This is a genomic window from Sphingomonas sp. CFBP 8765 (assembly GCF_014841445.1).
Lineage (GTDB): Bacteria > Pseudomonadota > Alphaproteobacteria > Sphingomonadales > Sphingomonadaceae > Sphingomonas > Sphingomonas aerolata.
On sequence record NZ_JACYTY010000002.1, the window covers coordinates 371,469 to 397,858 of the forward strand.

At 67.2% G+C, this 26,390-nt stretch carries 27 protein-coding genes and 1 riboswitch; of the genes, 15 read left to right on the plus strand and 12 right to left on the minus strand.

Going from position 1 to position 26,390, the window contains the following annotated elements:
- Nucleotides 1–14 precede the first annotated feature (14 nt).
- A riboswitch (TPP riboswitch) is annotated at nt 15–122 on the plus strand.
- 39 nt (nt 123–161) lie between these two features.
- Nucleotides 162–2,084 carry a phosphomethylpyrimidine synthase ThiC gene (gene thiC / locus IFT87_RS06260; RefSeq protein WP_031439302.1) on the plus strand — a complete coding sequence of 641 codons (1,923 nt, stop codon included), beginning with the start codon at nt 162–164 and terminating at the stop codon, nt 2,082–2,084.
- 55 nt (nt 2,085–2,139) lie between these two features.
- On the opposite strand, the gene IFT87_RS06265 is transcribed toward thiC, so the two are convergent.
- Together IFT87_RS06265 and IFT87_RS20680 are read right to left on the minus strand one after the other, a co-directional pair.
- On the minus strand, nt 2,140–2,445 hold the full coding sequence (locus tag IFT87_RS06265) for an alkylphosphonate utilization protein (protein ID WP_031439303.1): 306 nt from the start codon (nt 2,443–2,445) through the stop codon (nt 2,140–2,142).
- Nucleotides 2,446–2,470: 25 nt separating this feature from the next.
- Nucleotides 2,471–2,596, minus strand: coding sequence for a hypothetical protein (locus IFT87_RS20680; RefSeq protein ID WP_260171387.1), 126 nt, complete (start codon nt 2,594–2,596; stop codon nt 2,471–2,473).
- Between the two features lie 168 nt (nt 2,597–2,764).
- On the opposite strand from IFT87_RS20680, the gene IFT87_RS06270 reads away from it, so the two are divergent.
- Together IFT87_RS06270 and IFT87_RS06275 are read left to right on the plus strand one after the other, a co-directional pair.
- Nucleotides 2,765–3,313 (plus strand): hypothetical protein, encoded by a 549-nt coding sequence (locus IFT87_RS06270; RefSeq protein ID WP_042466426.1) that lies wholly within the window; start codon nt 2,765–2,767, stop codon nt 3,311–3,313.
- On the plus strand, nt 3,306–3,944 hold the full coding sequence (locus IFT87_RS06275) for a YbhB/YbcL family Raf kinase inhibitor-like protein (RefSeq protein WP_192007892.1): 639 nt from the start codon (nt 3,306–3,308) through the stop codon (nt 3,942–3,944). The genes IFT87_RS06270 and IFT87_RS06275 overlap by 8 nt, the downstream gene beginning before the upstream one ends.
- A gap of 43 nt (nt 3,945–3,987) precedes the next feature.
- Here IFT87_RS06275 and IFT87_RS20685 read toward each other — a convergent pair whose 3' ends face one another.
- The 3 genes from IFT87_RS20685 to IFT87_RS06285 all read right to left on the minus strand — a co-directional run bounded on the left by IFT87_RS20685 (nt 3,988) and on the right by IFT87_RS06285 (nt 6,088).
- Nucleotides 3,988–4,116: a hypothetical protein gene (locus IFT87_RS20685; protein WP_268745752.1), complete on the minus strand. Its 129-nt coding sequence runs from the start codon at nt 4,114–4,116 to the stop codon at nt 3,988–3,990.
- Nucleotides 4,117–4,451: 335 nt separating this feature from the next.
- A complete protein-coding gene (locus IFT87_RS06280) occupies nt 4,452–5,462 on the minus strand; it encodes a GGDEF domain-containing protein (RefSeq protein WP_327195633.1) in 1,011 nt (336 codons plus the stop codon).
- 95 nt (nt 5,463–5,557) lie between these two features.
- A complete protein-coding gene (locus tag IFT87_RS06285) occupies nt 5,558–6,088 on the minus strand; it encodes a peroxiredoxin (RefSeq protein ID WP_031439307.1) in 531 nt (176 codons plus the stop codon).
- 91 nt (nt 6,089–6,179) lie between these two features.
- Between IFT87_RS06285 and IFT87_RS06290 the strand changes: the two genes are divergently transcribed.
- On the plus strand, nt 6,180–7,010 hold the full coding sequence (locus IFT87_RS06290; protein ID WP_031439308.1) for an inositol monophosphatase family protein: 831 nt from the start codon (nt 6,180–6,182) through the stop codon (nt 7,008–7,010).
- Between the two features lie 141 nt (nt 7,011–7,151).
- Here the strand turns inward: IFT87_RS06290 and IFT87_RS06295 are convergent, their stop codons facing one another.
- Nucleotides 7,152–9,275, minus strand: a complete 2,124-nt coding sequence (locus IFT87_RS06295; RefSeq protein WP_192007893.1) for an AsmA family protein — start codon at nt 9,273–9,275, stop codon at nt 7,152–7,154.
- Between the two features lie 199 nt (nt 9,276–9,474).
- On the opposite strand from IFT87_RS06295, the gene rpmI reads away from it, so the two are divergent.
- The 7 genes from rpmI (at nt 9,475) to IFT87_RS06330 (ending at nt 17,037) form a co-directional block, all read left to right on the plus strand.
- Complete coding sequence (gene rpmI, locus IFT87_RS06300) at nt 9,475–9,678, plus strand: 50S ribosomal protein L35 (protein WP_031395289.1); 204 nt, start codon at nt 9,475–9,477, stop codon at nt 9,676–9,678.
- Between the two features lie 19 nt (nt 9,679–9,697).
- Nucleotides 9,698–10,063 (plus strand): 50S ribosomal protein L20, encoded by a 366-nt coding sequence (gene rplT / locus IFT87_RS06305; protein WP_031395288.1) that lies wholly within the window; start codon nt 9,698–9,700, stop codon nt 10,061–10,063.
- Between the two features lie 244 nt (nt 10,064–10,307).
- A complete protein-coding gene (locus IFT87_RS06310) occupies nt 10,308–10,649 on the plus strand; it encodes a GIY-YIG nuclease family protein (protein ID WP_031439310.1) in 342 nt (113 codons plus the stop codon).
- A 22-nt stretch (nt 10,650–10,671) separates the two neighbouring features.
- Complete coding sequence (pheS, locus tag IFT87_RS06315; protein ID WP_192008174.1) at nt 10,672–11,766, plus strand: phenylalanine--tRNA ligase subunit alpha; 1,095 nt, start codon at nt 10,672–10,674, stop codon at nt 11,764–11,766.
- A complete protein-coding gene (pheT, locus tag IFT87_RS06320; RefSeq protein WP_192007895.1) occupies nt 11,763–14,177 on the plus strand; it encodes a phenylalanine--tRNA ligase subunit beta in 2,415 nt (804 codons plus the stop codon). Before pheS ends, pheT begins: the two co-directional genes overlap by 4 nt.
- Nucleotides 14,178–14,367: 190 nt before the next feature.
- Nucleotides 14,368–15,243, plus strand: a complete 876-nt coding sequence (locus tag IFT87_RS06325; protein ID WP_031438819.1) for an aldose 1-epimerase family protein — start codon at nt 14,368–14,370, stop codon at nt 15,241–15,243.
- Nucleotides 15,244–15,468: 225 nt separating this feature from the next.
- Nucleotides 15,469–17,037, plus strand: coding sequence for a peptide chain release factor 3 (locus IFT87_RS06330; protein ID WP_031438820.1), 1,569 nt, complete (start codon nt 15,469–15,471; stop codon nt 17,035–17,037).
- A 61-nt stretch (nt 17,038–17,098) separates the two neighbouring features.
- Here the strand turns inward: IFT87_RS06330 and IFT87_RS06335 are convergent, their stop codons facing one another.
- The 5 genes from IFT87_RS06335 to rpmF all read right to left on the minus strand — a co-directional run bounded on the left by IFT87_RS06335 (nt 17,099) and on the right by rpmF (nt 20,061).
- Nucleotides 17,099–17,458: a MerR family transcriptional regulator gene (locus tag IFT87_RS06335; RefSeq protein ID WP_192007896.1), complete on the minus strand. Its 360-nt coding sequence runs from the start codon at nt 17,456–17,458 to the stop codon at nt 17,099–17,101.
- 8 nt (nt 17,459–17,466) lie between these two features.
- Complete coding sequence (locus IFT87_RS06340; protein WP_031395326.1) at nt 17,467–17,766, minus strand: integration host factor subunit alpha; 300 nt, start codon at nt 17,764–17,766, stop codon at nt 17,467–17,469.
- 94 nt (nt 17,767–17,860) lie between these two features.
- Nucleotides 17,861–18,829, minus strand: coding sequence for a beta-ketoacyl-ACP synthase III (locus tag IFT87_RS06345; RefSeq protein ID WP_031395325.1), 969 nt, complete (start codon nt 18,827–18,829; stop codon nt 17,861–17,863).
- Nucleotides 18,826–19,854: a phosphate acyltransferase PlsX gene (gene plsX, locus IFT87_RS06350; protein ID WP_031395324.1), complete on the minus strand. Its 1,029-nt coding sequence runs from the start codon at nt 19,852–19,854 to the stop codon at nt 18,826–18,828. The genes IFT87_RS06345 and plsX overlap by 4 nt, the downstream gene beginning before the upstream one ends.
- A gap of 27 nt (nt 19,855–19,881) precedes the next feature.
- The gene (rpmF, locus tag IFT87_RS06355; protein WP_031438822.1) at nt 19,882–20,061 is read right to left on the minus strand and encodes a 50S ribosomal protein L32; all 180 of its coding nucleotides are present in this window, start codon (nt 20,059–20,061) and stop codon (nt 19,882–19,884) included.
- A 207-nt stretch (nt 20,062–20,268) separates the two neighbouring features.
- Between rpmF and IFT87_RS06360 the strand changes: the two genes are divergently transcribed.
- Nucleotides 20,269–20,712 carry an MAPEG family protein gene (locus IFT87_RS06360; RefSeq protein WP_037529964.1) on the plus strand — a complete coding sequence of 148 codons (444 nt, stop codon included), beginning with the start codon at nt 20,269–20,271 and terminating at the stop codon, nt 20,710–20,712.
- A gap of 38 nt (nt 20,713–20,750) precedes the next feature.
- Entirely contained in the window at nt 20,751–22,370 is a 1,620-nt protein-coding gene (locus tag IFT87_RS06365; RefSeq protein WP_192008176.1) for a M28 family metallopeptidase, read from the plus strand.
- 187 nt (nt 22,371–22,557) lie between these two features.
- Here the strand turns inward: IFT87_RS06365 and IFT87_RS06370 are convergent, their stop codons facing one another.
- Nucleotides 22,558–23,226: an MBL fold metallo-hydrolase gene (locus tag IFT87_RS06370; RefSeq protein ID WP_031394761.1), complete on the minus strand. Its 669-nt coding sequence runs from the start codon at nt 23,224–23,226 to the stop codon at nt 22,558–22,560.
- An 80-nt stretch (nt 23,227–23,306) separates the two neighbouring features.
- On the opposite strand from IFT87_RS06370, the gene pabB reads away from it, so the two are divergent.
- Nucleotides 23,307–25,067, plus strand: a complete 1,761-nt coding sequence (gene pabB, locus IFT87_RS06375; protein ID WP_192007898.1) for an aminodeoxychorismate synthase component I — start codon at nt 23,307–23,309, stop codon at nt 25,065–25,067.
- Between the two features lie 50 nt (nt 25,068–25,117).
- Nucleotides 25,118–26,317, plus strand: coding sequence for a pyridoxal phosphate-dependent aminotransferase (locus tag IFT87_RS06380; RefSeq protein WP_037529965.1), 1,200 nt, complete (start codon nt 25,118–25,120; stop codon nt 26,315–26,317).
- Nucleotides 26,318–26,390 lie beyond the last annotated feature (73 nt).

The following is a 26,390-nucleotide window of genomic DNA, read 5'->3' on the forward strand; positions in this document are numbered from 1 at the left end:
TGCGCCTATGCTCGCCCTACCCCGGGGGAGCGCCGATCCGCGCTTGAGAGGAAGGCAGGAGCCTTCGACCCGCTGAACCTGATCCGGTTGATACCGGCGGAGGGAGGGAGCGGTCGCCACAGAACCGCATGCCTTGCTCCGAGACCTTTAGGAGCAAGCGCATGGCCGATTACGATCCCCGCATCCCGACCGCCGACATCGGCGTCACCACCGGCCCGATCCGCGGCTCGCGGAAGATCCATGTCGCGGTGCCCTCCAGCCCCGACGTCCGCGTCGCGATGCGCGAGATCGTGCTCGACCCCAGTTGCTCCGAGCCGCCCTTGCGCGTCTACGACACCAGCGGTCCGTACACCGACCCCAGGGCGACGATCGACATCAACGCCGGCCTGCCGCAACTCCGCCGCCAGTGGATCGAGGCGCGCGGCGACGTCGAGAGTTACGACGCGCGCGCGGTCCGGCCCGAGGATAATGGCCAGCTCGGCCCCGACCGCTCGGGCGGCGTCCCGCAATTTCCCGGCAGCATCAAGCGCCCGTTGCGCGCCAGGGCTGGCGCCAATGTCAGCCAGATGCATTACGCACGCCGTGGCATCATCACGCCCGAGATGGAATATGTCGCGACGCGGGAGAATCTCGGCCGCGCGATGCTGAAAGAGTATAAGCGCGACGGCGAGAGCTTCGGTGCGTCGATCCCCGACTTCGTCACCCCCGAGTTCGTCCGCGACGAGGTCGCGCGCGGCCGCGCGATCATCCCCAACAACGTCAACCACCCCGAATCCGAGCCGATGGCGATCGGCCGCAACTTCCTGGTCAAGATCAACGCCAATATCGGCAATTCGGCGGTCGCGTCGAACGTCGCCGCCGAGGTCGACAAGCTCGTCTGGTCGATCCGCTGGGGCGCGGACACGGTGATGGACCTGAGCACCGGCCGCAACATCCACGACACGCGCGAATGGATCCTGCGCAACAGCCCCGTGCCGATCGGCACCGTGCCGATCTATCAGGCACTCGAGAAGGTCGGCGGCGTCGCCGAGGATCTGACTTGGGAGATCTTCCGCGACACGCTGATCGAACAGGCGGAGCAGGGCGTGGATTACTTCACGATCCACGCCGGCGTGCGCCTCGCCTATATCCCGATGACCGCCAAGCGGGTCACCGGCATCGTCTCGCGCGGCGGCTCGATCATGGCGAAATGGTGCCTCAGCCACCACAAGGAGAGCTTCCTCTACGAGCGCTTCGACGAGATCACCGAGATCATGAAGGCGTATGACATCGCCTATTCGCTCGGCGACGGGCTGCGCCCCGGCAGCATCGCCGACGCGAACGACGAGGCGCAGTTCAGCGAGCTCTACACGCTCGGTGAACTCACGCACCGCGCATGGAAGAGCGACGTCCAGGTTATGATCGAGGGCCCCGGCCATGTGCCGATGCACAAGATCAAGGAGAATATGGAAAAGCAGCTCGAGGTCTGCGGCGAGGCGCCCTTCTATACCTTGGGGCCGCTCACCACCGACATCGCGCCGGGTTATGACCATATCACCAGCGGCATCGGCGCGGCGCAGATCGGCTGGTACGGCACCGCGATGCTTTGCTACGTCACGCCCAAGGAGCATCTGGGCTTGCCCGACCGCGACGACGTGAAGGTCGGCGTCGTCACCTACAAGCTCGCCGCACACGCCGCCGACCTCGCCAAGGGTCACCCTGCCGCGCAGATGCGCGACGACGCGCTGAGCCGCGCGCGCTTCGAGTTCCGCTGGCGCGACCAGTTCAACCTGAGCCTCGACCCCGATACGGCCGAGCAATATCACGACCAGACGCTCCCCGCAGAAGGCGCCAAGACCGCGCATTTCTGCTCGATGTGCGGTCCGAAATTCTGCTCGATGAAGATCACGCAGGAGGTGCGTGACTTCGCCGCCAAACAGAACGGCCCCGCCGACACGTTCCTAGCGGCCGATATCGATCAGACCGACGCCAACCGCGCGATCTTCGCCAAGGGTGCGCATGCCGACGCAGAAAAGGGCATGGCTGAAATGAGCGAGAGGTTCCGCGAGAAGGGCAGCGAGATCTACCTCCCCGCGGACGTCTGATCCGCCACATCCCGAACTCCTCCCCCGGCAGGGGGAGGATCAGGGGGTGCGTCCGTTACCGCTTGCGCACGAACTCCGCGCGCAGCACCAGACCCTTGATCCCCTCATAGCGACAGTCGATCTCCTGCGCGTCACCGGTCAGGCGGATCGCCTTGATCAGCGTGCCGCGCTTGAGCGTCTGGCCCGCGCCCTTGACGGTCAGGTCCTTGATCAGCGTCACCTGGTCGCCGTCCGCCAGCACGTTGCCGACCGAGTCGCGGACCACGACCGTGTCGTCGTCCGCCGCGCGGGTCGTGGATGCGGCGTCGGCGGCGACCCATTCGCCGCTGGCCTCGTCATAGACGTAATCGTCGTCCGCCATCGTCATCGTCCTGTTTCGTGCCGGATCACTTGAGCGTCGTCATCTCGACGGGCTTGCCCTTGGTCGTCGGGTTCGACGCGTTCGCCTTGGGCTCCTTCTCGGCCTTGGGCTTGCGGACTTCCTTGTTCGATTTCTTCTGGCTCTTGGCCATGATGCTGCCCTTCCGGCGGGGCGGAGCGCCCCGGGACGGCGACGATACACGCTTGCACTCGCGCATACCCGTAGATTCGGATCGTCGAGTCGCCCCGGCAGCGCCGGCATCGCGGGCAACCTCAGCCCGGTCGGCGCGTTGGGATGAAAAGACCATGAGGGGGCTGCGATGCATATCGGATCCGGGGCTGCGCCGATCACCCTGTCGCTGCGTGCGGGGATGGCAATGCTTGCCATGGCCGTGTCAGGCTGCAGTGCGGGCGACGATCCCCAGCAGACCGCTGCGGTCGCCAACTTCACGCCGCCTGCCACGCGGACGCCGACCCCCGTGGCGGGGCAGGCGCAGACCACGCCGCTCACCGCCTATGTCGGCAAATACCCGCATGACGCGGTCGATGGCGTCGATTTCTTCGATCGCACCGAGGTGGCCGGCGGGTTGCTCGCGGTGGTCGACGATGCCCGGCTGCGGTCGCTGATCCGCGGACGCTCGGGACCGCAGACGCCGATCTTCCAACGGGGCCGGCGCATCGCCTCCTGGGGGTGCGAGGCACATAACTGCGGCGATCACAACTGGATGGTCGCGATCGATCCGGCGGGTGGGACAGCGCAGGCCTGTTATCACGATGCCGGCACGATGCGCGATCAGAGCCGCTGGTATGCCGATGGCGCACCGGTCCTGCGCCCTGGCGCCTGTCCTTCGGAGGGTAACGATGCTTGAACACATGCCTGCCTGGCTCGGCCACGCACTTAAAGGATTGCGCGCTGGTGCCGACGCGTTGGTGATCGCCCGGTCCGGTCTCGGGTCGGGCGCGCAGGCCGGCACGGGGTTCGCGACGCTCGACCTGACCAGCCCCGCCTTTGCGCATGAGGGGCGGTTGCCGCCGCGGTTCACCGCCGATGGTGACGGGGTGTCGCCGCCGCTGGTCTGGAGCGTGCCACCTGCGGGCACCGCCGCGCTCGCGCTGATCGTCGAGGATGCGGATGCGCCGACGCCGCAACCGCTGGTTCACGCGATCGTCTGGCATATCGCTGCCGATGGGCTGCGACTGGCCGAAGGTGCGATCGCGGCCGACGGCGCAGGGACGCCCGACGGCGATGTCGGGCGCAATTTATATCTGCGCGAAGGCTGGCTGCCGCCCGATCCGCCGACCGGGCATGGCGAACATCGCTACGCCTTCCAGCTGTTCGCGCTCGATGCGGCGCTGGGCGATCCAGGCGTGTCACCGGGCCGCACCGCGCTGGTCGAGGCGATGTCGGGACATGTGCTCGCGGCGGGGTTGCTGATCGGGACCTATTCGCGCGAGGAGGCCGCGCCCGTCGGCCCCGCTTCTTCGGCCATGCTGGCCTGACCGCGACCCGCGCCTGGCGGGCAGGGATCCCCCGCGCTGCCGATCAGGCGAACGCTGCGGCATGAGTCGCGATCAGCAGGACGGTGGTCGAGAAGGCGACGATGCCGACGAGCAGGCCGCTGTCCCGCAGGCGGTCGGGCCGGTATTGGCCGCGATGGAGGTGATGAAGCATGATGCAGTCTCCGCAGTCAGGCCGGATCACGCGATCGGGATGATCGGCGTCGCTGCGCTGATCGCGATGCCGGCGAAGACCAGCGCCCCGGCGAACGAGAGGAGGATGCGCTTGGCGGATTCGAAATGGATCGAGGACATGGTGGCTTCCCTTCGGTGATGGCGGCGTCCGGACCATCCGGCTGCCGATATCCCCTGCTTTGCACACCCCGTGCCAGTTCCGTATCCGGCTGAATCAGCGCGGTTTTTCGCAGCAGCCACGCAGCAGTTGGGATTTTGCGCCACACTTATCCGGTGAACGGCGCCAAGGATCGGTGCCGCGGACCGCCGCGCGGATCAGGCGGCGCAGATCCGGTCGCGCCCGTCGCCCTTGGCAGTGTAGAGGAGCCGGTCCGCACGGGCGAACGCGCTCTCGGCGGCTTCGTCCGCATGGATCGCGGTGACGCCTGCCGAAAAGGTGATCTGGCCGAGCGGGGAATCGGTCTCGCGATTGCGGAAGCGTTTGGCGGCAACGATCGCGCGGACCGAATCGAGCAGGCGCGCGGCGTCGCTCAGGCTGACGCCGCACAACAGCACCGCAAACTCCTCGCCGCCGTGCCGCACGACGAGATGCCCTTCGCACCCCGCCGCGATCATCTGGCCGATCGCGGTCAGCACCCGGTCGCCGACGCCGTGGCCGAACGCGTCATTGACGCGCTTGAACCGGTCGACGTCGCATACCGCGAGGCAATAGGGGCCTTTGTCCGCGTCGCGTGCGCCGAACGCCTCGTCGAACGCGCGCCGGTTCGGCAGGCCGGTCAGCGTGTCGCGTCGTGCGCTGTCGCGGGCCTCGATGAGCTTGGCCCGCAGGACGTCGGTCTCGTGCTTCGCCTTGGCCAGCCGCACCTCCGACTCGCGGATCCTGCCGATCATCGCGGTCGTGATCCGCGTGATCTCGTCGATCTCGGCCAGTCCCGGCGACGTCGTGATCGCCGCCGCGCTTTCGGCCAGGTCATGGCCGAAGCCGCGGGTCTCGGCGTGGATGCTGTGCATGATCGTCGCGAATCCGTCGACATGCTCCTGCGTCTCGGCGACCAGCCGGTCCGCCTCCCCCTCGCGCAGCGCGGGATCGCATTGGTCGTCGGGGTCGACGGTCGCGGGCGTATCGGTAACCTGTCCGCCAAGCGCCTCGATATCCCTGCGCAGCAGCCGGACGCCGCCCTCGGTCAATCGCGCAACCTGCGCCGCGAGCGGGCCGTCGGGTGCCGACAGCACGGCATGCGCGAACGCATAATGCGACGGATCCGGACGCAACCGGTGCTTACGGAGGAATCGGCCGATCTGGTCGAACAGGTCCTCCGTGCTCACCTGTTGTGCGCCCTGCGCGTCCCGCATGTCATTTGCCCCCGTTTCGCCCCCGGAATAGAACGATAAAGGTTAGCAACGCGTGACGATTTGCGGATCTATCGGCGGTTAAGCGTCTCAACTGCGGCCAGCGTCGAACTGACATGCTCGGCCGGGTTCATGTCGTCGTGAACAAAGGCGACCCGGCCGTCGCGGCCGATCACGTAACTGGTGCGCTTCGTGACGTCGCGTCCCATCACTTGCTTGCCGAGCGCGACGTCATAGCCGGCGACGACCTTCGGCCCTGCACTGGCGACCGCGAACTTGCCCGCGCATTTCTCTGCCGAGAATTTGCTCAGCGTCTCGACGTTGTCCGCCGACATGCCGATCACCGTCGCGCCGGCCTTCTTGAACGCGGGGACCGCCTCGGCAAAGGCATGCGCCTCGGCATTGCAGCCGCCGGTATAGGCCGCGGGGAAGAAGTAGAGCACGACGGGGCCCTTCTTCAGCTGTTCGGCGAGGTGGACCGTGAACACCTTGCCGGCGATCGCGCCGCGCGTGGTGAAGTCGGGCGCCTTCGCACCGGGCGCGAGCGCCGCGACTGCGGGGGTGGCGACGAGGAGGGCGGCAAGGGTCGGGACGAGGCGCATGGGGCTATACTCCGGTATGATCGCAGTGACGTACGCCCGCTCGCGGCATCCGTCCATTGCTCGCGCCGTACCGTATCGATAGGCAGGGCGCATGCCAGTGACCCAAGCCGATATCGACCTCGCGCACCGCCTCGCGGATGCCGCGGGCCACGTCATCCGACCCTATTTCCGCCACGAGCACGGCGTCGAGATCAAGGACGACCAGTCCCCCGTCACCCGCGCCGACCGCGAGGCCGAATCGGCGATGCGCCGGCTGCTCGACGCCGAACGCTCGGGCGACGGCATCGTCGGCGAGGAATTTGGCGAGAAGACCGGTGTCACCAACCGCAAATGGGTGCTCGACCCGATCGACGGCACGCGCAGCTTCACCGTCGGCCGCGCGATCTTCGGCACGCTGATCGCGCTGGTCGAGGATGGCTGGCCGGTGCTCGGGATCATCGACCAGCCGGTCCAGCGCGAACGCTGGGTCGGCGTCGCGGGGCGTCCGACGACGCTGAACGGCGTGCCGGTGCGCACCCGGGTCTGCCGCGAACTGGCGGGATCGACGATCGCGACGACCAGCCCGCATTTGTTCGGCGAGGCTGACGTCCCGCATTATCTCGCGCTCGTCGCGGCGATCTCGGGCGGCAACCCGCGCCAGGGGCCGGTCTATGGCGGCGACTGCTATAATTACGGGCTGCTCGCGAGCGGGCATCTCGACGTCGTCTGCGAATCGGGTCTCCAGCTCTACGACTTCGCCGCGCTGGTCCCGGTCGTCGAAGGCGCCGGCGGGATGATGTGCGACTGGAACGGCGACCCGCTGACCGCGGCGAGCGAAGGCCATGTGCTCGCGATCGGCGATCCGGCGCGGCTGGACGACGTGCTCGAGGCGATGCACCGGATCACGGGTGATGCGCATGACCATGGCGGTCACGACCACTGAGGCCGTCATGGCGGGAAGGCTGGCGTTACGCCTCGCACCCCGCCTGATATCCGTCATCCCGGTGAAAGCCGGGACCCACGGACACGGAACGGTCGCTAANCAGTGAGGTGAGCGGCGCGGGTGAGACCAAAGCCGCCGCCCTTAGAAGATCCCCAGAAACTTCTTCTTCTGCCCCTTCTTCTCCGCCTCGGACGCCTTGCCGTCCTCGCCCTTGGCGGTCGTCCCGCGGCCGACATCGTCGCGCGTCTCACCCTTGGTCGTCCGCTGCGCCTTGGCGGTCGCGCCGGCCAGCACCGGGCCGCACGCGGTGGCCTTCGCATCGCCGACATCGACGAACGCGAGCACACCTGCGACCGGCGTCGCCACCAGCGCGAGGCCCAGCCCGGTGCCGACGCGGGCGAGCAGGTCCTTCGACACCACGCTCATTTTCGGTGCCGCGAACACGCCGCCGAACCCGACCGGCGACTGGCCCGCGAACAGGCTGAACTTCTTCGAATCGGCGCGGAAGGCGAGGTCGACCGCCTCGTTGCGGAAGCTGAACCCGCCGCGCCCGACGATCACGTTCTTCTTCGTGTCGATCAAGATCGGGTCCGCTGCCGCCACACCGCCGCGCACGGTGAAGCCGATCAGGCCGCAATTGACCTGGACCGGCTCGTCGAGCTTGCCTTGGAACATGCGCTGCGCGAATGTGCCGATGTCGAGCTCGGCGAGCTGGACGTTGCGCACCGACAGTGCGCCCGACGGCATCACGAACGCGATCCGGCCGCGTGACGAGGCCAGCGAATCATGGATCGAATCGCCGCGCCCGTCGAGCTTGATCCGCCCCTTGATCGTGCCGGTCGTCCCCGCCTCGGCAAGCCCATAGCCCTTGAGCAACCGCCCCATCGGCGTCGGCGCGAGGCGAATGTCGTAGGACACCGCGCTCGGCCGCGACCGCGTGTCGAAGACCGCGTCGGAGGCGACATTGCCGCGCGCCATCGCAAACGTCAGCGGCGACAGCGCCAGCCGCCCGCGCTCGAGGTCGAGCGTCAGGTCGACGTTCGAGATCGGGATGTTCTTCGACCGCACCACGCCGATCGTCCATTTCAGGTCGGCATCGAAGATCTGCATCGTCTCGACCGGGAAATTCCCATCGGGCAACAGGCGTTGCGCGCCCGCACCGGTCGCGGCGGCGGCCGCCACCGCGCCGCGGCTCTCGACGATGTCGGGATTGTAGCCGATGAACGGCGCGGCATCGACGATATCGAGGCTCTTGGTCGCCAGCACCGAATCGAGATGGATGCGTTCGCCATTGGTGATCGTCAGCTTGCCCGCCAGATCGGTCTTACCCGCCACGCCGGTGATCCGCGTGAAATGATATTCCTCGCCCTGTTTCACGAGCTGTCCGCGCAGCCGATAGGTGCGTGTGTTCGGGATCGCGACGTCGATCACGCCGAGCAGGGTCGACAGGTTGGCACCGCGCGCGGTCACTGCGAGCGGCACGTTCTCGACGTCCGCGATGCTCGGCAGCGTGCCGGCGACGTCGATAACGTTGCCCGCCGCGCGCATCCGCGCGACCAGCTTGTTCTGTCCCCGATTGGCGGTCGCGTCGGGCGACAGCAGCTGCGCGGTCACCGTGAACGGCGTCTCGCGCAGCTGGCCGGTGCCCTTGAGGCCGACCGCGCGGCCGATCGTCGCATCGACCGAGCGGATGTCGGCGACGTCGAGATTGGCGAGCACGCGCATTCGCGGGTCGAGATAGCGCACGCTCGTCCCCGTCACCGTCGCCACGTCGATCCGCGGGAATTCGAGCGGCTCGCCGCCCTTCTTGTCGCTGAACGTCCAGCTATTGGCGGTATGCGCGGCATTCCATTCGAGATCGACCGCGCCGTTGACCAGATCGAGCCAGTAGAGCCGCCGCTTGCCGAAGATCAGCGACAGCGGCGCGATCCGCGTGTCGAGCTTGTCCGCCTGGAAGAGGTTGGGCCGGCTCGCCCAGTCGGGGTTGGAGAGCGTGAAGCGCTCGGCATAGAATTTGATTCGGAACGGCGCGAAATAGAGCTGGAAATCGCCGCCGACGGTCACCGTCCTGTTGGTCATCGACCCGACGATCCGCTCGAACGGATGCTTCAAGAAGCGACCCTTGGTGATGTAGAGCACCAGCCAGATGGCGGCGATCACCGCGAGGATCCCGATCAGAATGTTGCGCAGGATCCGCCGTTTGCGCCTCTTCTGCGCCGCGGCGGGCGGGGGGGCGTCGATCGGCTGCGTCGGGCTGGCGTCCATGATAAGCCTATCGCATGGCGGGCGTAGCGGTTCCACTATGGTCGGATGCCGCATTAATCCTGGAATGCGACTTGAGATTTCGGACCGATGCGGGTATCGGCCCCGCTTCCTCGAAGGGATGCGCGTTCGACGAATCGCCCGGCCAGTGTGGGCTGCCGCGGCGATTTCAGCGTTTCCCTTCGTAACCGAAAGGATAAAAATGCCCAAGCTGAAGACCAAGAGCGGCGTCAAGAAGCGCTTCAAGCTCACCGCCACCGGCCTGCTCAAGCACGGCGTCGCCGGCAAACGTCACCGTCTGGCGCATCACAACGGCAAGTACATCCGTCAGAACCGCGGCACCAAGCTGCTGTCCAAGGCCGATACCGCAGCAGTGAAGGCCTGGGCGCCTTACGGCCTGCGTTGAGCTGAGAAGGAATTAGACAATGGCACGCGTAAAACGGGGTGTTACCACCCGCGCCAAGCACAAGCGTATTTTGGTTCAGGCGAAGGGCTATTATGGCCGTCGCAAGAACACCATCCGTATCGCCCGTCAGGCCGTCGAAAAGGCCGGACAGTACGCATATCGTGACCGCAAGGTTAAGAAGCGCACCTTCCGTGGCCTGTGGATCCAGCGCATCAACGCCGGCGTCCGCGCCGAGGGTCTGACCTATTCGCAGTTCATGCACGGCGTGAAGCTGGCGGGTATCGAACTCGACCGGAAGGTCCTGGCCGACATCGCGATGCACGAGGGCGCAGCCTTCAGCGCGATCGTCGCACAGGCGAAGGCAGCACTTCCCCAGGCCGCGTAATTCGCGACTGAGGTTGGGTTTGAAAAGGGCGCCGGTGGGAAACCACCGGCGCCCTTTTTCGCGTTTGGGGTTCGCCAGCCCGTCATCCCCCCTTCCGTCATCCCGGCGAACGCCGGGACCCACGGTTACGGCGGACCCGGCGAAAGCGTGCTACCATCATCCGGCCCGCAACCATGGGTTCCGGCTTCCGCCGGAATGACGGATGTAAGAAATCTGGGGAAGGGCGATCAAGGGGGAGCAAGAAATGCGCGAAACCTTCCAGCCCTGCGTCTACATCCTCGCCTCCCGCCGCCACGGCACGCTCTACATCGGCGTCACCTCAAACTTGCTCGCGCGGCTGGTTCAGCACCGCGAGGGGTTGATCCCCGGCTTCACTCACCGGTACGGCATCAGGCGTCTCGCCTATTACGAGATGTTCGACACGATGGAGGCCGCGATCGTTCGCGAGAAGCGGCTGAAGGAGTGGCGAAGAGCGTGGAAGATCGAACTGATCGAAGCGCGCAACGAAAATTGGGACGATCTGGGTATCGGTCTGGGGCTGCCCCGCCTACCCGATCTGCCGACCGAACCCGCCCTGGGAGTATGACGTGACGCAAGACCTGAACCAGATGCGCGAACACATGTTGGCGGCGATCGCCGCGGCATCCGGCCTCGACGCGCTGGAGGCGTGCCGGGTCGAGGCGCTCGGCAAGCAGGGCACGATCACCGCGCTGCTGAAGACGCTCGGCAAGATGACCCCCGACGAGCGGCTCGTGCAGGGCCCGATGATCCAGGGTCTTCGCGAAGCCGTCGCCAATGGCATCGCAGAGCGCAAAGCGACGCTCGAACGCGCCGCGCTCGACGCGCGGCTCGCCAGCGAAACGCTCGACATGACGCTGCCCGCCGACGCGCCCATGCCCGGCACGATCCACCCGGTCAGCCAGGTCATGGACGAACTCGCCGAGATCTTCGCCGACCTGGGCTTCGCGGTCGCGACCGGGCCCGAGATCGAGACCGACTGGCATAATTTCTCCGCGCTCAACATCCCCGAGACGCATCCGGCGCGCGCGATGCACGACACCTTCTATCTCCAGCAGGGGATCAACGCGAAGGCCGCGGGCACCGCCGACGAGAAGACGACCTTCTCGCTGCTCCGCACGCACACCTCGCCCGTCCAGATCCGCACGATGCTGAGCCAGAAGCCGCCGATCCGCATCATCGCGCCGGGCCGCACCTACCGCTCGGACTCGGACGCGACGCACACGCCGATGTTCCACCAGGTCGAGGGCCTCGTGATCGACAAGGGCATCACGCTCGGCCATCTGAAGTGGACGCTCGAGACGTTCGTGAAGGCGTTCTTCGAGCGTGACGACATCGTCCTGCGGATGCGCCCGAGCTATTTCCCGTTCACCGAACCCTCGGTCGAGATCGACGTCGGCTACACGCTGGTCAAGGGCAAGCGTGTCGTCGGCGGCGCGGAGCCAGACGGCTGGCTCGAGATCCTGGGCAGCGGCATGGTCCATCGGAAAGTGATCGAGGCGTGCGGGCTCGATCCGGACGAGTGGCAGGGCTTTGCGTTCGGCTGCGGGATCGATCGGCTCGCGATGCTCAAATACGGCATGGACGACCTCCGTCCGTTCTTCGACGGCGATATCCGCTGGCTGAAACATTATGGTTTCTCGAGCCTCGACGTCCCCACTTTGTCGGCAGGAGTCGGCGCATGAAGTTCACGCTCAGCTGGCTCAAGCAGCACCTCGACACCACCGCCACGCTCGACCAGATCGTTGACGCGCTCACGCGTATCGGCCTCGAAGTCGAAGGCGTCGAGAATCCGGGCGAGAAGCTCGCCGCGTTCCGCATCGCCAAGGTGCTCAGCGCCGAACGCCACCCGCAGGCCGACAAGCTGCAGATCCTATCGGTCGACGCCGGTGATGGCCCGCTGCAGGTCGTCTGCGGCGCGCCCAACGCGCGCGCCGGGCTGGTCGGCGTGTTCGGGGCGCCCGGCGCGTACGTCCCCGGGCTCGACGTGACGCTCAAGCTCGCGAGCATCCGCGGCGTCGAATCGAACGGCATGATGTGCTCGACGCGCGAACTGGAACTCGGCGAGGATCATGACGGCATCATCGAACTGCCCGCGGACGCGCCGATCGGCACGCCGTACCCCGATTATGCCGGGCTCACCGATCCCGTCATCGACGTCGCGATCACACCCAACCGCCAGGACTGCATGGGCGTCCGCGGCATTGCGCGCGACCTCGCCGCGGCCGGCATGGGCACGCTCACGCCGCTGATCTTCGATCCGATCGTCACCGACGGGGCAGGGCCATCGGTCCGCACCGCCGACACCGCCGGCTGCCCCGCCTTCTTCGCGCAGACCGTCACCGGCGTGCGCAACGGCGAGTCGCCCGACTGGATGCGCCGCAGCCTGCTCGCGATCGGCCAGAAGCCGATCTCCGCGCTCGTCGACATCACCAACTATCTGATGATCGACCTCGGCCGCCCGCTGCACGTCTATGACCGCGCCAAGCTGTCGGGCGGCCTAGTCGCGCGGAAAGCCAAGGACGGCGAACAGGTCGTCGCGCTTAACGGCAAGACCTACACGCTCGACGAAACCATGACCGTCATCGCCGACGACGTGGCCGTGCACGACATTGGCGGCATCATGGGCGGCGAGCATTCGGGCGTCTCCGCGAACACCACCGACGTGCTGATTGAATGCGCCTATTTCGATCCCGACCATATCGCGCGCACCGGCCAGAAGCTCACGCTCACCTCCGACGCGCGCAGCCGCTTCGAACGCGGCGTCGACCCCGCCTTCCTCGACGACGGCCTGGCGATCGCCACCGCGCTCGTGCTCCACGTATGCGGCGGCACCGCAAGTGAGGTCACGCGCTCGGGCGAGCCACCGCTCGAACCTCGCGTCGTGCACTACGACCCGCGCCTCAGCGCCGACCTAGGCGGGCTCCACGTGGCCCCCGAACGCCAGGCCCGCACGCTCCTGTCGCTCGGCTTCACGATCGGTGCGATCAAATCGGCCGACGCGTTCAGCGACGCGCTGTTCTCGACGATCGAGGGCAAATGGCCGGTCACGGTCCCGAGCTGGCGCCGCGACGTCGACGGCCCCGCCGACCTCGTCGAGGAAGTCGTCCGGATCGAGGGCATCGACAGCATCCCCTCGACACCGCTGCCGCGCCTGCCCGGCGTCGCCAAGCCGACCGCCACGCCCGAGCAGAAGCTCGAACGCCGCGCGCGTCGCGCCGCCGCCGCCCGCGGCCTCGACGAGGCGGTGACGTGGAGCTTCCTTTCGGAGGCCGAAGCCGCACCCTTCGGCGGCGGCGCGTGGACGCTCGCCAACCCGATCAGCGAAGACCTGAAGGTCATGCGCCCCTCGCTGCTCCCCGGCTTGCTCGCCGCGACCGGCCGCAACCTCAAGCGCGGCCAGCAAAGCGTCCGCCTGTTCGAGATCGGTCGCCGCTACCTCGCCGAGGCCGAACGCGCGACGCTCGGCGTGGTGCTGGCGGGCGACCGCCGCCCGCGCGGCTGGCGCGACGGCAAGGCCGCGAGCTTCGACGCGTATGATGCGAAGGCCGAAGCGCTGGCACTGCTCGCCGCCTCGGGCGCACCCGTCGACAATCTCCAGGTCATGGGGGAGGCGGGTGATGCCTGGCATCCGGGTCAGTCGGGCACGCTCCGGCTCGGGCCGAAGACGGTGCTGGCGAGCTTCGGCATGCTGCATCCGCTGGTGCTCAAGGCGTTCGACCTCGACGGCGCGGTCGCTGCGGTCGAAGTCTATCTCGACGCGATCCCGCCCAAGCGCGCTTCGGGCTTCGCGCGCCCGGCCTACACGCCGCCGGCGTTGCAGGCGGTCCGCCGCGACTTCGCGTTCCTCGTGCCGGCGGCGCTCGCGACCGACGCGCTGGTGCGTGCGGTCAAGGGCGCCGACAAGGCTGCGATCGTCTCGGCGCGCGTGTTCGACGTGTTCACCGGCCAGGGCGTCGAGGACGGCCACAAGTCGGTCGCGGTCGAGATCGTCCTGCAACCCACCGCCAAGAGCTTCACCGACGAGGAGCTGAAGGCGGTCGCGGACAAGGTCGTCGCGGCGGCAGCGAAGCAGGGCGCGAGCCTGCGCGTCTGAGCGTCTCCTCACCCTCCAACACCACCCCGGCGAAGGCCGGGGCCCAGTTGAGGAACGGGTGTAACGGCGGACAGTCTCTCGTTACTTCCACCTTTCCAACTGGACCCCGGCCTTCGCCGGGGTGGGGCCGCCGGGTTGTCCGATGAGCGTTTTGAAGACCCGCATGTTCGACCACGAAGGAAGGACCCCAATGACCGACCTGATCACGATCGCCAACGACCACCTCACCGCGCAGATCAACCCGCTCGGCGCCGAGCTCACGTCGCTCAAGGACGCGGACGGGCGCGAGCTGATGACCGACGCCGACCCGGCCTATTGGACCGGCCACGCGCCGATCCTCTTCCCGGTCGTCGGTCGCCCCTACCGCGACACGATCCGCGTCGACGGCACCGAATATTCGATGAAGCAGCACGGCTTCGCCCGCCGCATGGCGTTCGCGGTATCCGAGCAGCAGCCGGGATCGGTCGCCTTCACGCTCGAGGCGACGCCCGAGACGCGTGTGGTCTATCCGTTCGATTTCCGGCTGACGGTGACGTTCGCGCTGGTCGACGCGACGCTGAGCGTCGACGTCGCGATCACCAACCCCGCCGCGCAGCCGCTTCCGGCGAGCTTCGGTTTCCACCCCGCCTTCGCCTGGCCGCTGCCCTACGGACAGGATCGCGCCGACCACCGTATCGTCTTCTCGGCCGACGAGCCCGATGCGCTGCGCATGATCGCCGACGACGGCACGATCGCGGAGGGCGAACGGCCCTCGCCGCTGGAGGGGCGGACGCTGCGCCTGCAGGACGCGCTGTTCGCGAAGGATGCGCTGGTCTGGGATTCGGTCCGGTCCGACTCGGTCACCTATGGCGCCGAAACCGGCCCGCAGCTGCGGATCGACTTCCCCGACACGCCGATGCTCGGCATCTGGACCAAGCCCGGCGCGGCCTATGTCTGTGTCGAGCCGTGGCACGGCATCGCGGACCCCGAAGGCTATGACGGCGATTTCCGTGCCAAGCCCGGCGTCTTCGAGATCCCAGCAGGTGCCACCAAGCGCATCGCGCTCCACGTAACGCTGATCCGCTAAAAACCCCTCCCCTTCAGGGGAGGGGGTGGGGTGGGGCATAGCCGCAAGCGCCAAGCCCGTGGTGAGACCCCACCCCCAGCCCCCCTGAAGGGGAGGGGACCAGCTATCGCTGCGATTGCACCCCCTGTCCTCCGGCCCCCGCATCTGCCAAGAGCGGCAGCATGACCGCCGGACTCCCGGCCCAACCTTCTTTGCGAGCCGCGACAGGCTCCCCGGACCCACGCCATGACCCAATTTCCCCGCCGCACCTTCGCGATCATCTCGCATCCCGACGCCGGCAAGACCACGCTGACCGAAAAGCTCCTGTATTTCGGCGGCGCGATCCATCTCGCCGGCGAGGTGAAGGCGCGCGGCCAGAACCGCCGCGCCCGTTCCGACTGGATGAAGATCGAGCAGCAGCGCGGCATCTCGGTCACGTCGTCGGTGATGACGTTCGAACGCCAGGGAATCACTTTCAACCTGCTCGACACGCCGGGCCACGAGGACTTCTCGGAAGACACCTACCGCACGCTGACCGCGGTCGACTCGGCGGTCATGGTGATCGACGCCGCCAAGGGCATCGAGCCGCAGACGCGCAAGCTGTTCGAGGTCTGCCGCCTGCGCAACGTGCCGATCATCACCTTCGTCAACAAGGTCGACCGCGAGGGGCGCGACCCGTTCTCGCTGCTCGACGAGGTGGCCGAGATGCTTCAGCTCGACGTCTGCCCGATGAGCTGGCCGGTCGGCATGGGCGGCGAGTTCGAGGGGGTGTACGACCTCTACGCCAACACGCTGAGCCGCCCCGAAGGCGACAGCCGCGAATTCATGGGCAAGGCGATCCCGTTCGCGGGTATCGACGACCCCAAGCTCGCCGAGATACTGAGCCCCGAAGGTATCGTCCGCCTCTCCGACGAGGCCGAACTCGCACAGGGCGGCTATTCGAGTTTCGACGCCGACGCCTATCGCGCAGGCAATCTGACGCCGGTCTATTTCGGCTCGGCACTCAAGGATTTCGGTGTCGCCGAGCTGATCGCAGCGCTCGCCGACTACGCCCCGCCACCGCGCGCGCAGCCCGCCGAGCCCGCCCCCATCTCCCCCGACGAGCCCGAAGTCACCGGCTTCGTGTTCAAGGTGCAGGCGAACATGGATCCCAACCACCGCGACCGGATTGCGTTCATGCGGCTGTGCTCGGGCGTGTTCAAGCGCGGCATGAAGCTGACGCCCACGGGCCACGGCAAGCCGATCGCGGTCCACTCGCCGATCCTGTTCTTTGCGCAGAACCGCGAGCTGGCGGACGAGGCGTTCCCCGGCGACATCATCGGTATCCCCAACCACGGCACGCTGCGCGTCGGCGATACGCTGAGCGAACGCGCCGCGATCCGCTTCACCGGCCTGCCGAACTTCGCGCCCGAAATCCTGCGCCGCGTCGTGTTGAAGGATTTCACCAAGACCAAGCAGTTGCGGAAAGCGCTCGACGACATGGCCGAGGAGGGGGTGACGCAGGTCTTCTACCCCGACATCGGCTCGAACTGGATCATCGGCGTCGTCGGGCAGCTCCAGCTCGAGGTGCTGCTGTCGCGGCTCGATGCGGAGTACAAGGTTGCGGCCGGGCTCGAGCCTGCGCCGTACGAGACCGCGCGCTGGATATCGGCGGAAGATCCGCAGGAGCTCAAGACCTTCGCCGAGATCAACCGCGGCGCGATGGCGAAGGATCGCGACGGGAACCCAGTGTTCCTCGCCAAGAGCGCGTGGGAAGTGAACTATATCGCCGACCGCTATGCGAAGATCCGCTTCGCCGCGACCCGCGAACGGTAAGGGACCGCCATCGATCGTCATCCCCGCCCACGCGAGGATGACGAACCGGCAGGCATGCGGATCAATCCGCGGCCAGGGCCTCGGCGAGCATGTCGCGGATCGCGCGCAGTGCCGTGATCGGCGTCTCGGCGGGCGCAACGATCTCGGCAGCGACCGCGGCCGGTGCGCCCTTTTCCGCGGCCAACAGCTGCTGGACGCCGCGCACGGTATAGCCGTCGCGATTGAGCAGCTGGTCGATCCGGCGCACCAGCGCGACGTCCTCGACGCGATAATAGCGACGATTCCCAGCACGCTGGAGCGGTCGGAGCTGGGAAAAACGCGTTTCCCAATAGCGCAGGATATGCTGTGGCAAGCCGGTATCGTTCGACAGTTCGCCGATGGTCCGGAATGCGGTACTGGCCTTGCCGGAACTGTCCGGCATCGCGTGCCTCAGCCTGCGCCGACGATGCGTTCGCGCATCATCTGGCTTGCGCGGAACGTCAGCACGCGGCGCGGTGCGATCGGCACCTCGACGCCCGTCTTGGGGTTGCGACCGATGCGCTCGCCCTTGTCGCGCAGAACGAACGTACCAAAGCCCGAAATCTTGACATTCTGCCCGCTGGTCAGTGCTTCGCACATCTCGGTCAGGATCTGTTCGACGACTTTTGAAGCATCCGATCGCGAAAGTCCGATTTCGCGATGAAGCGATTCGGCTAGATCGGCTCGTGTCAGCGTACCCGTCATTGTCATTCCGAAACTCCCACACCCATTGCGGTACCTACACAAGCAGCGTGATCATCGGAAGAGCTTTATCGGACAAATTGCAACTGGCTTTCAGTTGCGTTTAGAAGCGGATGACCGCCGCACCCCAAGTAAAGCCGCCACCCATCGCCTCGAGCACGACGATCTGGCCCTGCTGGATCCGTCCGTCACGGACCGCCACGTCGAGCGCGAGCGGTACCGACGCCGCGGAGGTGTTGGCATGCTGGTCGACGGTGACGACGACGCGCTCGGGGGCAAGGCCCAGCTTGCGCGCGGTCGCGTCGAGGATCCGGGCATTCGCCTGGTGCGGCACGACCCAGTCGACCTGGTCCGCGGACAAGCCCGCCATCGCCAGCGATTCGGTCATGACGGCGGCAAGGTTGGTCACTGCGTGACGAAACACCTCGCGGCCCTTCATCCTGAGCTTGCCGACCGTCCCGGTCGTCGAGACGCCGCCATCGACATAGAGAAGCTGGTTGTGTCGCCCGTCGGCATGCAGCTTGGTGGTCAGGATCCCGCGACCGTCCGCATCGGCAGTGTCCTGCGCCTCGAGCACGATCGCGCCCGCACCGTCGCCGAACAGGACGCAGGTCGTGCGATCCTCCCAGTCGAGGATCCGGCTGAACGTCTCGGCACCGATCACCAGCGCGCGCTTGGCGACGCCGCTGCGGATCATGCTGTCGACGACCTGGACCGCGTAGAGAAAGCCCGAGCAGACCGCAGCGACGTCGAACGCGACGCAGTCGTCGATCCCGAGCATCGCCTGCACCTTGGTCGCGCTGGCGGGGAAGGTCTGGTCGGGCGTCGCGGTGGCGAGCACGATCAGGTCGATGTCCTGCGCGTCTACGCCTGCTGCAGCGAGAGCCGCGCGGCAGGCATCCGCCGCCAGAGTCGCGGTCGTCTCGCCTTCGCCGGCGATATGGCGGAATCGGATGCCGGTGCGCTCGACGATCCATTCGTCGCTGGTGTCGACCTGTTCCGCCAGCTGCGCATTCGAGACGCGGCGGACCGGCAGGGCCGATCCGGTGCCGGTAATGACCGAACGGATCATGCGGCTTCCTTGACGTTGCCCAGATCGTCGCTGATCCGGCGAACGAGGTCGTTTCTCACCATCTTGGCGGCATTGCCGATCGCCGTCGCCACGCCACGCTCATTGGCGCCGCCATGGCTTTTAACGACGATGCCGTTGAGCCCGAGAAACACCGCGCCGTTGTGATTATTGGGATCGAGATGATCGCGCAGCAATTCGGTCGCGGGCTTCGAAATCAGGAAGCCGAGCTTCGACCGGACCGAGCTGCGGAATGCGCGCTTGAGCAGGTCGGCGACGAATCGCGCGGTGCCCTCGGCGGTCTTGAGCGCGATATTGCCCGAAAAGCCGTCACACACGACGACGTCGACATCGCCGCGCGACAGCCGGTCGCCTTCGATGAAGCCGGTGAAGTCCATGTCGAGCTTCGGCGTCGCGCGCAGCATGGCGGCGGCCTCGCGAATCTCGTCGGTGCCCTTCATGTCCTCGCTGCCGATATTGAGCAGCGCGACACGCGGATGCGCGATGTCGAGCGCGGTCCGTGCATAGGCGCCGCCCATGATCGCGAACTGGACGAGGTTGCGCGCATCGCACTCGGTATTCGCACCAAGGTCGAGCATCACCATGTCGGTGTCGCCAAGCGTCGGAAGGCGCGCGGCGAGCGCCGGGCGATCGATGCCCGGCAGGGTCCTGAGCGACAGCTTCGCCATCGCCATCAGCGCGCCGGTGTTGCCGCTCGAGACCGCGGCTGCGGCACGCCCCTTTTTGACGAGATCGATGGCGATGCCCATCGATGTCGTCTTGGCGCGACGAATCGCCTGGCTCGGCTTGTCGCTCGAGCCAACCACCTCGGGGGCGTGGACGATCTCGGAGTTGAGTTCGAGATTCGGATGGGCTTTCAGCCCGTCGCGAATCGCGGTTTCGTCACCGACCAGCAGGAAATGCATGCCGTCAAACTGGCGTCGCGCACGCGCGACACCCGCCAGCATTACCGCCAGCCCGTCATCGCCACCCATCGCATCGACGGCGATCCAGGCGCTGTCGGGCATGCTCACGTCCTTCGCTCAGGTAAGGGCTCAGCCCTCGACCGAAAGGATTTCGCGACCGTTGTAATGGCCGCAAGACGTGCAGAGGTTGTGCGGGCGCTTGAGTTCGCCACAGTTCGGGCACTCCTGAAATGCCGCGATCGTCAGCGAATCGTGGCCACGGCGCATGCCGCGCTTGGAGGGCGAGGTTTTTCTCTTGGGGACGGCCATTTCGGCACCTTGTTCTTTATAAAGGTCGGGGCTCCGATAGGCCCGGACGAAGGAGTCGGCAACCGACTGTTAAGGTCGGCCGCGTGAGCTACCATACGGCCTGACGCATCGCGAAGCGTGGCGCTATAGCGATAATCGCCTGCGTTGCAAGCATGGTGGCACAGTGGCACGACCCGCGCACACCGGAAACATCGAGGAATAAGCTGCATGATCCTGCCCGTAACCCTGACGATCGCCGCCGCGGCCGCGATCATCAATCTCTGGCTGGCCTTCCGGATCGTGCCGACTCGCCTCAAGGACAATGTCCTGCTGGGCGACAATGGCAATCCGGTCCTGCAGGGGCGGATGCGGGCGCAGGCGAACTTCGTCGAATATGCGCCCTTCATCCTGATCCTGTTTGCGCTGATCGAACTGGGCGGCGGATCACCCCGCTGGTTGTGGATCGCGGGAGTCGTTTTCGTTGTCGCGCGAATCGCGCACGCCTTCGGCATGGACAAGACGACGTCGAACCTGCCGCGCGCCGGCGGCGCGCTCGCGACCTGGGCGCTGATGGCGCTGCTCGCGGGCTGGGCGCTCGCGATCGCCTATCAGGCCGGTGCCACGCCGTCGGTCACGACGTTCCAGACCGCACCGATCGAGGGTCGCGCATGAGCATCGTCCGGAATGTCGCCGCGCTCCTCGCCACGCCGATGCTGCTCGCGGTCGCGACGCCCGGTCTTGCGAAGGACGGCCCGGCGCAGGACGCCATCTCACCCGAGCATCTGTCCGCCGATGTCAGGACGCTGGCGTCGGACGCGTTCGAGGGGCGGGCACCCGGAACCGCGGGCGAAACCAGGACGATCGACTGGCTCATCGCGCAGTTCAAGGCGATGAAGCTGTCGCCGGGCGGGCCGGACGGCAGCTGGACGCAGGCGGTGCCGCTGGTCCACACGCGCCTGGGGCAGGGCAGCGTGCGCGCCGGGGCAACGCCGCTGGTCCAGGGCCGCGACGTCTATCTCAGCACGGTGCGCGGGGTCGACCGCGTCGCGATCGCAGACGCGCCGATGGTCTTTGTTGGCTACGGCGTCACCGCCCCTGAACGCGGCTGGGACGACTTCAAGGGTCTCGACCTCAAGGGCAAGGTCGCCGTCTTCCTGGTCAACGACCCCGATTTCGAGGCGGTGGCGGGGGACGATGCCAAGGGCCGGTTCGGCGATCGGCGCATGACCTATTATGGACGCTGGACCTACAAGTTCGAGGAGGCCGCGCGGCGTGGCGCGGTGGCGGCGCTGATCGTCCACGACAAGCCGGGTGCCGGTTATGGCTGGGCGACGGTCACCGCACCCGCGGGCGAGAATTACGACATCGTGCGCGAGGATCCGGCCTCGCGCGTGCTGCTGCAGGGGTGGATCGAAGGGGCCGCCGCGACCCGGCTCTTTGCCGCCTCCGGCCTCGACCTCGCCACCTTGCGCAAGGCCGCGCGGCACAGCGATTTCCGCCCCATCGCGCTGAAGCAGCGGTTCACGACCGACCTTCCTGTCCGTCACGACACGGCGGAGAGCCGCAACGTGCTGGCGATGCTGCCCGGCAAGACCCGTCCCGACGAAGTGGTGATGTTCGGGGCGCATTGGGATGCGTATGGCGTCGGCGCGCCCGATGCGCAGGGGCGCACGATCCGCCCGGGTGCCAATGACGACGCGCTCGGCGTCGCGGGCGTGCTCGGCCTTGCCCGCAGCTTTGCCGCCGCGCCGCGCACCGACCGCAGCCTCGTCTTCGCGTTGTGGAGCGGGGAGGAGCGGGGGCTGCTCGGGTCGGAAACCTATGCGGTAAAACCGGTCTATCACGCGGCGAAGACGGTCGCCAACCTGACGCTCGACATTCTCCAGACGGCAGGGCCGGCGCGCGACGTCCTGCTGGTCGGCGCGGGTCAGAACAGCCTCGAGGACATGCTGGGCGATGCCGCCAAGGCGCAGGGCCGCGTCGTGACCCCCGAAGCGCTCCCCGAACGGGGGCTGTTCTACCGCGCGGATCATTTCTCGGTCGCACGGCGCGGCGTGCCGACGCTGTTGCTGATGGCGATCAGCGGTGCGTCCGACCTCGTGACGGGCGGCAGACCCGCGGGGCAGGCGTGGCTCGACGGCTATATGAAATGCTATCACCAGACGTGTGACGCCTGGAGTGCGGACTGGGATCTGCGCGGCGCGGCGCAGGATGTCGGTCTGTTCCAGACGATCGGTACGAAGCTGGCGAACAGCAGGCTCTGGCCGGAGTGGCGCAACGAATCGGAGTTCAAGTCGGTTCGGGCTGAAAGCGCGGGGGAGCGGAAGTAGGACTCAACCCACACTCGCTACCACCCCGGCGAAGGCCGGGGCCCAGTTGGGAAGGTTGCAGTAACGGTGCGCGACTTTCGCCAATTCTCGTCCCCCAACTGGGCCCCGGCCTTCGCCGGGGTGGGGTGATTGGCACGTTGGACATCTGCTTCCCGGTGTCCTCCCGCCTCCGCGGGGGAACAGGGACCTACGCCGCCAGCGCCCGATCGCTCACGAACAGGTTGGTCGCGCGCTCATGGGCGAACGTGCTCGCGGGGCCGTGACCCGGGATGAAGCTCGTATCGCTGCCCAGCGGCCACAGCTTCTCGACGATCGACGACAGCAGCACCCGGTGATTGCCGCCGGGCATGTCCGATCGTCCGACCGACCCCTGGAACAGCACGTCGCCGACCTGCGCGAATTTCGATGGCGCGTGATGGAAGATCACATGGCCTTCGGTGTGCCCCGGCGTTTCGTAGACATCGAGAACGAGGTCGCCGACCGACACCCGGTCGCCCTCGACGAGCCACCGGTCGGGTTCGAAATTGACGCCGGCGATCCCGTATTTCGGCCCGTCCTGATCAAGCCGCTGGAGCCAGAAACGGTCGGCCTCGTGTGGCCCCTCGATCGGCACTGCCAGATCGTCGGCCAGCGCCTTCGCCTCGCCGGCATGGTCGATATGCCCGTGCGTCAGCAGGATCTTCTCGACCGTCACACCCGCCTCCGCGATCGCCGCCTTGATTCGCGGCAGGTCGCCGCCGGGATCGACCACCGCCGCCTTCATCGTCGCGGTGCACCACAGCAACGTGCAGTTCTGCTGGATCGGCGTGACGGGGATGATCGCGGCACGCAGCGGCGGCAGGGAGGTCTTTGTCATTCCGGCAAAATAGGGCGGCGGGCGGTTTCGGGCAATCGCCGCTTGCGGTTTGCCTGCCGCCCCGTGCATCAGTCGGCACGATGTGGACTGCGCCCTTCGTGCTGCTTGATGATGCCCGGGAGGCGGGGGCCCCCGCGCGCCTGTACGACCGGCCTGTTCGGGTCGTTCGCGCGGACACCCCCGATGCCGTGCAACCCGCGCTTGCGGAGATCCGTCGCGGTCTGGCCGAGGGGCTGCATGCCGCGGGGATGCTGGCCTACGAAGCGGGGATGACGTTCGCGTCGCGTGCGGTCGATACCGGCCCGCCGGACGGCCCGTTGCTGTGGTTCGGCCTGTTCGAGCGCTACGAGACGATCCCCGCGGCGGCGCTGCCCGCGCTGTTGCCCGATCCTGCCGGAATCTGGGTTGGGCCGCCGCAGCCGCAGATCGACCGCGAGGTCTATGATGCGCGAATCGCGCGGCTGCTCGCGCTGATCGCGGCGGGCGACATCTATCAGGCCAATCTGACCTTTGCCGCGACCGTGCCGTTCATCGGCGATCCCCGCGCGCTCTATGCCCGTCTCAGACACCAGGCGCGCGCCGGCTATGGCGCATTGATCGACACGTGCGACCAGACCTGTCTGTCGCTGTCGCCCGAACTGTTCTTCACGCTCGAGGGCGATCGGCTGACCTGTCGGCCGATGAAGGGCACCGCGCCGCGCGGCGCCACGCCCGACGTCGATCGCCGCCTCGCCGAGGAACTAGCCGCCGATCCGAAGCAGCGCGCGGAAAATCTGATGATCGTCGACCTGATGCGCAACGACCTGTCGCAGGTCGCGCAGGGTGTCTCGGTCCCCGACCTGTTCACGGTGGAAACCTATCCAACCGTCCACCAGATGACGTCGACGGTGGCAGCGCGGCTGACCCCAGGTCGCGATGCGATCGATGTGCTCGCCGCGCTGTTTCCCTGCGGCTCGATCACCGGCGTACCCAAGCAGCGCGCGATGGAAGTGATTGCAGAGGTCGAGCAGGCCCGTCCCCGCGGCCTCTATACCGGCGCGATCGGCCGGTTCGATCCCGGCGGCGACGCCGCGCTGAACGTCGCGATCCGCACGCTGACGGTGCGCGACGGTGACGCGGTGATGGGACTCGGCTCGGGGATCGTCGCGGACAGCGTCGCCGACCAGGAATGGCAGGAATGCGCGGACAAGGCGGCCTTCGTCACCGCCGGACAGCGCAAGCTGGACCTGATTGAGACGATGGCGTTCGATCCCGAACACGGGGTGATGCGGCTCGAACTGCATCTCGCCCGGCTGACCGCGAGTGCTGCGGCGCTGGGGTTCAGCTTCGATCGTCACGCGGTTCGGAACGAGCTGCAGGCGGCGACCTTCCGGCTGCGCGGTCCGCGGCGGATCCGGCTGGTCGTCGCGGCATCGGGCGCGGTCGCGATCCAGGTCGGTCCGATGCCGGTCACGCCCGCGCAGATGACGGTCGCGATCGTCCCGCTGCCCGTCGCGCCCGCCGATATCCGGCTGCGCCACAAGACCAGCGACCGCGCCTTTTACGACGACGCGCGGCGTGCCGCGGGTACCACAGAAGTGGTGTTCGAGGGGCCCGACGGTTTCCTGACGGAGGGGAGCTTCACCTCGTTGTTCGTGCCGCGCGACGGGGTGCTGGTGACCCCGCTTGCGGGCGCGCTGATCCCCGGCGTGCTGCGCGCCGATCTGCTCGCCAGCGGCCAGGCGGTCGAGGGACGGTTGACGCGCGCCGACCTCGCCAACGGGTTCCGTATGGGAAATGCGGTGCGCGGGCTCGTTCCGGCCGTTGTTGCGGTTGCGAAATCAGGCGATCGCGGCGTATAGCCCGCGCGAATTCCGCAGGCGCCGCTGCGGTCAACCGCAGAGGTTTCACCATGCACGCATCCGCCGCCCTTGGCCGCATCAGCCCTTCGCCGACCCTCGCGATCACGTCGCGTGTGCTCGAACTGAAGCGCGCCGGCGTCGACGTGATCGGGCTGGGGGCGGGCGAGCCTGATTTCGACACGCCCGATTTCGTCAAGGAGGCCGCGATCCAGGCGATTCGCGACGGCAAGACGAAATACACCAATGTCGACGGTACGATCGAGCTGAAGCAGGCGATCGCCGCCAAGTTCGCGCGCGACAACGGCCTGACCTATGCGACCGACCAGATCAGCGTGAACGTGGGCGGCAAGCACACCCTGTTCAACGCGATGGTCGCGACGATCGATCCGGGTGACGAGGTCGTGATCCCCGCACCCTATTGGGTCAGCTATCCCGACGTCGTGCAGTTCGCCGGCGGTGTACCGGTGATCGTCAAGGCCGGCCCCGAGGTCGGCTATAAGCTCGCACCCGAGGCGCTCGACGCGGCGATCACGCCCAAGACCAAGTGGGTGATCCTCAACTCGCCGTCGAACCCGACCGGCGCCGGCTACACGATCGACGAGCTGAAGGCTCTGGGCGCGGTGCTCGCGAAGCACCCGCATGTCTGGATCTTTGCCGACGATATGTACGAGCATATCGTCTATGACGGCTTCAGGTTCGCGACGATCGCCGAGGCGTGCCCCGAGCTGTTCGAGCGCACGCTGACCGTCAATGGCTGTTCCAAGGCCTATGCGATGACCGGCTGGCGGATCGGCTATGCGGGCGGCGCAAGCTGGCTGATCAAGGCGATGGCCAAGCTCCAGTCGCAGTCGACCTCGAACCCGTGCTCGATCGCGCAGGCCGCCGCGGTCGCTGCGCTCAACGGCGACCAGTCGTTCCTCGCCGAGCGCAACACCGCTTTCCAGGGCCGCCGCGATCTGGTCGTGTCGATGCTGAACGAAATCGACGGCATGGAATGCCCGACGCCCGAGGGGGCGTTCTACGTCTATCCGTCGTTCGCCGCGCTGATCGGCAAGTCGACGCCGAACGGTCGGCTGATCGACACCGACGAGGCGATGGTCGGCTATCTGCTCGACGATGCCAAGGTCGCAGTCGTGCAGGGCGCGGCGTTCGGCCTCAGCCCCGCGTTCCGGATCAGCTATGCCACGTCGGACACGCTGCTGCGCGAGGCCTGCACGCGGATCCAGACCGCCTGCGCGGCGCTACGCTGATCCAGCACGCCCGGCAACATCGCGGACATGCCCGGACATCCGCCAGCAACCCTGCTGGCGGATGAACGGATTG